Genomic DNA, 4,729 nt, shown 5'->3' on the forward strand with positions numbered 1-4,729 from the left:
GTCGGCGGCGGGGGTGAGCAGGGAGGCGAGGACGACGGCGTCCTCGATGGCCTGGCAGGCGCCCTGGCCCTGGAAGGGGCACATCGCGTGGGCGGCGAGGCCTGGTCGCTGGAGCACTCCAAGGTGACCCCGGTCGGCCGGGTGTCGCTGGTGGTCAACCTGCTGACCGAGGACAACCTGCCCAGCTACCACCACGAGATCGCGACCATGTTCGGCCGCGAGGGCGCCTGGGGCACCTGGGTGCACCGCTGGACGGCCGAGGAGGGCCGGCACGGAATAGCCATTCGCGACTACCTGCTCGCCACCCGCGCGGTCGACCCGGTGGAGCTGGAGCGGGCCCGGATGAGCCACATGTCGGAGGGCTTCGAGTCCGACAACGCGCACAGCATGCTGCACTCCGTCGCGTACGTGGCCTTCCAGGAGCTCGCCACCCGCATCGCGCACCGCAACACCGGCAGGTACGCCGGCGACCCGCTGTGCGAGCAGCTGTTGGCGAAGATCGCCAACGACGAGAACCTGCACATGGTCTTCTACCGGAACCTGCTGAAGGCCGCCCTGGAGATCGCCCCGGACCAGGCCATGCGGGCCGTCGCCGACGTGGTCACCGACTTCCGGATGCCCGGCCACGGCATCCCCGGCTTCGAGCGCGCCGCCGCGCAGATCGCCCTCGGCGGGGTGTACAACCTGCGCATCCACCACGACGACGTGCTCCAGCCGGTGCTGCGCCACCTCAAGGTGATGGAGATCGGCGGGCTCGGCCCGGAGGGCCTGCTGGCGCAGAACGAGCTGGGCGTCTTCCTCGACGGGCTGGACGGCCAGGCCCGGAAGTTCGAGGAGCGCCAGGCCGCCCTGCTGGCACGCCGGGAGGCCCGGAGGAACGCCGGCTGAGATGCTGGACCGAGCGGTCGGAGTGGGTGGATTTCCCGCGGTTTGCCCTGGATGATTCTGAACGTGACCAAGCTCACACCGTGTCGCTCCACGATTCCGGGCAACCCCGGAGAGTGATCACCTGATCAGGGGTGTCGATCGCCGTCCGTGACCGGATTCCGGTCACCGGTCGGTCCGCGGAATCGGTCGGCATCCCTGATGGACAAGGGATTCCCCAGACATCCACACCGATTGTGCTCACTGTGCGTGGTCGGTTTACCGGGTCCCCGGAAGGCTGGTGATGGCCCAGCGTGAGGCCTTCCACAGCCCTGGGGATCACCCCGATGGAGCCCGGGCTGAGTGTCGATTGAGTAACAGGGCTTGAAGTAAGGCAAAATCTCCGCCTCGGGTCGGGCACAAGACCGACCCCCCATGCGTTACGTGCGCTGGAGATACCGCACACACCGCACAACCCGGAGGGGGAGAGCGAAAAATGGCAACCGACTACGACACCCCACGCAAGACCGACGACGAGCTCAACGAAGACAGCATCGAGGAGCTCAAGGCTCGGCGGAACGACAAGGGCGGCAGCTCTGTCGACGTCGACGAGTTCGACGCCGCCGAGGGCATGGAGCTCCCCGGTGCCGACCTCTCGAACGAGGAGCTCGCCGTCCGTGTCCTGCCGAAGCAGGCGGACGAGTTCACCTGCATGAGCTGCTTCCTCGTGCACCACCGCAGCCAGCTCTACAGCGAGAAGAACGGCAACCCGATCTGCCGGGACTGCGGCGCCTGAGCACCGCGGCGGACAGGACCCGGTGCCCGCGGCTGCGCCCGCGGGACCGGTACACCGCTCCTTCCGGCCCCGGGCAGCGGGGCCGGACGGCAGGTCCGGGCACCGTCCGTCTGGACGGGCCCGGGAGGACGGAGTCGGCCGGTCGACCGGTCAGGACAAAGTCGTAGGGACGGTCCCGCAGCAGCGGAACCGTCCCTCTCCGTTTGTCCGGCCTCTTCCGTCCGGCCCGTGTCCGGGCCCGACCGCCTCGCGGCCCGGCCCGGTCCGCCTCAGGTGCGGGCGCCGCGCCGGGCGTCCTCCAGCGCCTCCGCCAGCTTCATCGGCGAGCGGGTCGACAGGTAGAGGTACGGCGTCGGGTCGGTCGGATCGGTCACCTCGACCCGCAGCGCCGTCGGGACGTAGCTGCGCAGCAGCATGAAGGCGCGCGGATCGGCCTTCCGGCCGCGCCAGGCCGCCGCCTCGGCGGGGCTCAGCGCCTGCGCGTCGCCGAGCGCGTCCACCGGGATCCGGGCCGGGCCGGCCACCAGGGAGCCCTGGACCACGCGGATGCGGGCCGAGCCGTAGCTGCTGATCGCGACCGCGCCGGCGGCGATGCCGACCACCAGTCCGATCAGCGCGGCCGGACCGCTGACCCGGATCAGGATCAGCGCGAACGTGAGACCCAGCGCGATCGGGAGCAGCCACCAGGAGCGCGGCACCGTGAGGCGTTCGTCGTACATGCCTCCATTGTGGTCGCCCTGACGTCCGGCCCGGGACGCCACCCCCACCGGAGGCCCGCTACCCCTGGGTAGGCTGGGGCCCCGTGACCGGTACGACAGCCCCCAGCACCCCCACCGACCGGCCGGCGCCCGCCATACCGCCGTCCCCGACCACCCCGCCGCCGGACGCCGTCCTGCCGGAGCGCCACCCCCAGGCGCCCGCCCCCGGCACCCGGCTCGGCTCCCACTACGAGCACTGCTTCGGCTGCGGCCCGCAGCACCCCGGCGGCCTGCGGATCGACGCGGTCGCCGGCGAGGGACTCGACGTCACCGCCGAGTTCGCCGTCCGCGACGCCCACCAGGGCGGCCCCGGCCTGGCCCACGGCGGGCTGCTGACCACCGCCATGGACGAGACCCTCGGCACGCTCAACTGGCTGCTGCACGCCCCCGCCGTGACCGGCCGGCTGGAGACCGACTTCCTCAGCCCGGTGCCCGTCGACTCGGTGCTGCACCTGCGCGCCTGGATCACCGGCGTGCACGGCCGCAAGATCTACAGCGCCGCCGAGGCGCGGATCGGCGGACCGGACGGGCCGGTCGCCGTCCGGTCCCAGGCCCTCTTCATCCAGGTAAAGCTGGAACACTTCACCACGCACGGTCGTCCCGAGGACATCGAGAAGGTCCTCGACGACCCGGATCTGATGAAGCGCGCACGAGCCTTTGAGGTGAACCCTTGAGCGACACCCCCCGCCCGCAGCTGGACGTCCTGATCAAGCGCATCGACCCCGAGCTGCCGCTGCCCGCCTACGCGCAGCCCGGGGACGCCGGTGCCGACCTGCGCACCACCGTCGACGCGGAGCTGGCCCCCGGCGAGCGGGTCATGCTGCCCACCGGCATCGCCATCGCCCTGCCGGACGGCTACGCGGCCTTCGTCCACCCCCGGTCGGGCCTGGCAGCTCGTTGCGGTGTTGCCCTCGTGAACGCCCCGGGGACGGTCGATGCCGGGTACCGTGGAGAGATCAAGGTGATCGTCGTCAATCTGGACCCGCGCGAGGGGGTCAGCTTCCGCCGAGGGGACCGAATCGCCCAGCTGGTGATCCAGCAGGTCGAGAAGGCCCGTTTCCACGAGGTGGAGGAGCTGCCTGGGTCGGCACGCGCCGAGGGCGGGTTCGGGTCGACCGGCGGCCATGCCGCGGTCTAGCATGCCCGCGGCCTCGCAGGAAGCCGAGCAGGCATTCGCATCGGTCTTGGACCGGGAAGGGCAGTGACCGTGTTCCGTCGTCGCCAGAAGAGCGAGGACGCTGTCGAGCAGCTCGCCGACGACGCCATCAGCGCCGACGAGACGGCCGATGACGTCGAAGGTTCCGCCGAGAGCGAGAACGTGACCGAGCTGGACCCGGCCGACAGGGTCGGCCTGCCGCCGGCCCCCCGGCCGGACGGTCCGTGGGACCACTCCGAGCTGGAGAACCCCGAGGAGGGGCGCGTCGACCTCGGGGGTCTGCTGGTCCCCGGCGTCGAGGGCATGGAGCTGCGCGTCGAGGTCGCCGGTGACGCGATCGTGGCGGCAACCCTTGTGCTCGGAAACAGCGCCATCCAGCTCCAGGCCTTCGCGGCCCCGAAGTCGGAGGGCATCTGGGGGGAGGTCCGGGAGGAGATCGCCAACGGCATCACCTCGCAGGGCGGCCTCATCGAGGAGGAGGAGGGCCCGCTCGGCTGGCACCTCCGCGCCCGGGTCCCCGTGCAGCTGCCGGACGGCACCCAGGGCGTGCAGCTGGTGCGGTTCGTCGGCTGCGACGGTCCGCGCTGGTTCCTGCGCGGCGTGATCTCGGGCCAGGCCGCCGTGCAGCCGGAGATGGCCGGGATCCTGGAGCAGGTCTTCCGGCAGACGGTCGTCGTGCGCGGCGAGTCCCCGATGGCTCCCCGCGACCCGATCGTCCTGAAGCTTCCCGAGGACGCCCAGATGGTCGCCGACGGTGGCGGGGCGACCGCCGCCGCCGGTGAGGGCGAGAACCGCTTCGGCGGTACCGCGCTCGACCCGTTCGCGCGCGGCCCGGAGATCACCGAGGTTCGCTGACCCGGCTCGGGCCGGCTTCGGCCGGCCCTGATCGGCACTGATCGCCCCTGCCCGGGAGCCCGGGCAGGGGCGATTTGCATGTGACGTGCCGGTGCCCGTACAGTTCCGGAGTCGCCGCGGGAGACCGGGGCGGCAAAGCGGAAAGTGAATCCGATGAATGAAACTCCGGAAAACGGAGCGGAAAACATCTGATAAGCTGGAAACGCGAAAGAACGAAGCCCGGAGGGTCCGCTGGAAGGCGGTCCGAAGGAAGCGTCCGTTCCTTGAGAACTCAACAGCGTGCCAAAAGTCAACGCCAGA

Annotated in this window: 6 protein-coding genes; 5 read left to right on the top strand and 1 reads right to left on the bottom strand. The window is 71.1% G+C overall.

Annotated elements, in window-relative coordinates; translation table 11 throughout:
- Positions 1 to 888 (top strand): acyl-ACP desaturase (locus tag ACWDCZ_RS38755; RefSeq protein WP_449818407.1); only part of this gene is annotated, 888 nt, incomplete at its 5' end.
- 472 nt (positions 889 to 1,360) lie between these two features.
- Positions 1,361 to 1,660, top strand: a complete 300-nt coding sequence (locus ACWDCZ_RS38760) for a DUF4193 domain-containing protein (RefSeq protein ID WP_030285479.1) — start codon at positions 1,361 to 1,363, stop codon at positions 1,658 to 1,660.
- A 269-nt stretch (positions 1,661 to 1,929) separates the two neighbouring features.
- Here the strand turns inward: ACWDCZ_RS38760 and ACWDCZ_RS38765 are convergent, their stop codons facing one another.
- The gene (locus ACWDCZ_RS38765; protein ID WP_049657093.1) at positions 1,930 to 2,379 is read right to left on the bottom strand and encodes a DUF3093 domain-containing protein; all 450 of its coding nucleotides are present in this window, start codon (positions 2,377 to 2,379) and stop codon (positions 1,930 to 1,932) included.
- Positions 2,380 to 2,513: 134 nt separating this feature from the next.
- Between ACWDCZ_RS38765 and ACWDCZ_RS38770 the strand changes: the two genes are divergently transcribed.
- From ACWDCZ_RS38770 to ACWDCZ_RS38780, 3 genes are all read left to right on the top strand, one after another.
- Positions 2,514 to 3,092, top strand: coding sequence for a PaaI family thioesterase (locus ACWDCZ_RS38770; protein ID WP_049657100.1), 579 nt, complete (start codon positions 2,514 to 2,516; stop codon positions 3,090 to 3,092).
- Positions 3,089 to 3,556 carry a dUTP diphosphatase gene (gene dut, locus ACWDCZ_RS38775; protein WP_049657091.1) on the top strand — a complete coding sequence of 156 codons (468 nt, stop codon included), beginning with the start codon at positions 3,089 to 3,091 and terminating at the stop codon, positions 3,554 to 3,556. Before ACWDCZ_RS38770 ends, dut begins: the two co-directional genes overlap by 4 nt.
- A 69-nt stretch (positions 3,557 to 3,625) precedes the next feature.
- The gene (locus ACWDCZ_RS38780; RefSeq protein WP_049657098.1) at positions 3,626 to 4,429 is read left to right on the top strand and encodes a DUF3710 domain-containing protein; all 804 of its coding nucleotides are present in this window, start codon (positions 3,626 to 3,628) and stop codon (positions 4,427 to 4,429) included.
- The last annotated feature ends 300 nt before the right edge of the window (positions 4,430 to 4,729 follow it).

The organism is Kitasatospora sp. NPDC001225, from assembly GCF_053597855.1.